Annotated in this window: 2 protein-coding genes; both read left to right on the top strand. The window is 61.7% G+C overall.

The features are described from left to right. A partial coding sequence (locus A5784_RS36275; RefSeq protein WP_082945292.1) for a molybdopterin-dependent oxidoreductase occupies window positions 1-1,593 on the top strand: 1,593 nt, incomplete at its 5' end. Next, on the top strand, window positions 1,590-1,788 hold a 199-nt coding region (locus A5784_RS36270; RefSeq protein ID WP_197514993.1), incomplete at its 3' end, for an NADH-quinone oxidoreductase subunit H. The genes A5784_RS36275 and A5784_RS36270, both read left to right, overlap by 4 nt.

The raw sequence follows: 1,788 nt of genomic DNA, 5'->3' as shown, positions 1-1,788 counted from the left end.
GACCACCGCCGCGGAAAAGTGCTGCGCCGCTTGGCCGGTGACGATCCCGAGGTCAACGAGGAATGGAACTGCGACAAAGGCCGGTGGGCCTTTGCCCATACCGGGCAAAGGGATCGGCTGACAAGCCCGCTGATACGCAACATCGATGGATCATTGATCCAGACGTCCTGGCCACAGGCGTTGGCTATTGCGTCTGCCCGTCTTTTTAAGGCGCGCGGCCGTGCCGGAGTGTTGGTTGGTGGACGCGTCACCTTAGAAGACGCATACGCCTACGCGAAGTTTGCCCGGATAGCCCTTGGCACCAACGACATCGACTTCCGAGCGCGTGCTCACTCGGCAGAAGAGGCCGAGTTCTTGGCGTCACGCGTCGCCGGTCGTCGGATGACCGTCACCTACGCGGATCTCGATGCAGCTCCTGTCGTGCTTCTCGTGGGATTTGAGCCAGAAGAAGAATCCCCGATTGTCTTCTTGCGTTTGCGCAAGGCCGCGCGCGTGCATGGCCTGCGGGTGTACTCGATTGGACCGTTCATCACCAGAGGCCTGGCCAAGATGGCGGGAACGCTGCTACGCACGAGGCCCAACGAGGAACCTGCTGTGCTCGACGAACTGCATACCGGCGACCTCGCCGTCTTGCTGCGACAACCGGGTGCAGTCATCATGGTTGGTGAGAGGCTGAGCGCGGTTCCCGGCGGCCTATCTGCGGCGGCACGACTGGCTGACGCTACCGGTGCACATCTGGCATGGGTACCGCGCCGAGCGGGCGAACGCGGTGCCATAGAAGCCGGTGCCCTGCCCAACCTGCTACCGGGCGGACGACCCGCGAGCCGTCCCGGCCGAGATACCACCTCGATTCTGTCCGCAGCTGCAGCCGGAGCTTTAGATGCTCTAGTCATCGGTGGGGTGGAGATCACCGACTTAACGGATCCACAAGCAGCCCGGAATGCACTGTCGGCAGCACCGTTCATCGTCAGCCTCGAGCTGCGTCACAGTGAGGTCACCGATCACGCCGACGTCGTTCTGCCAGTAGCGTCCGTGAGCGAGAAGTCCGGCACTTTTCTCAACTGGGAAGGTCGACAGCGCTTCTTCCCCGCTATCTTTCAGGAATCGACGGCACTAGCCGATCTACGTGTGCTTGATTCGATAGCTACTGAGATGGGCACCCCTCTGGGAATTACCGATTCTGACGCCGCACGCGAGGAACTGCGTCGGATCGGGGACTGGGGCGATGCGCGGCCTGAAGCAACTTCTGTGCCGGCTCGGCACTCAACCAACCCCGTTGCAGGCCAAGCGATTCTCGCCGGATGGCGGATGTTACTGGACAATGGCTGCCTGCAGGACAGCGAATCGGATCTCGCTATGACGGCGCGACGGTCCGTGCTGCGCCTGTCTCCATTGACCGCGGCAGAGATTGGTGCCAGTGAGAATGAACGGGTGACCGTGCGGACTGCTCGCGGCACCGTGACCTTACCGCTCACCATTACAGACATGCCGGATCGGGTGGTCTGGCTCCCGTTGAATTCCCTCGGTTCGTCGGTTTATCAGCAACTCGGAGTCGGCGTTGGCGCTCCTGTACAGATTGGAGTGTCGCAATGATGGACACCTGGTGGCTGGTCGGGATGAAAGCCACGGCGGTCTTCGTATTTCTGCTTGTGACCGTGCTTGTGGCGATCCTTGTGGAACGAAGGGTCTTGGCCAGGATGCAGATGCGACTCGGCCCCAATCGGGTCGGCCCGTGGGGGTTGTTGCAGTCTCTCGCCGACGGCATCAAGCTGGCTCTCAAAGAGGGTC

This window comes from Mycobacterium sp. 852013-50091_SCH5140682 (genome assembly GCF_001665685.1).
GTDB lineage: Bacteria > Actinomycetota > Actinomycetes > Mycobacteriales > Mycobacteriaceae > Mycobacterium.
This window is presented reverse-complemented; position numbering and strand designations above follow the sequence as displayed.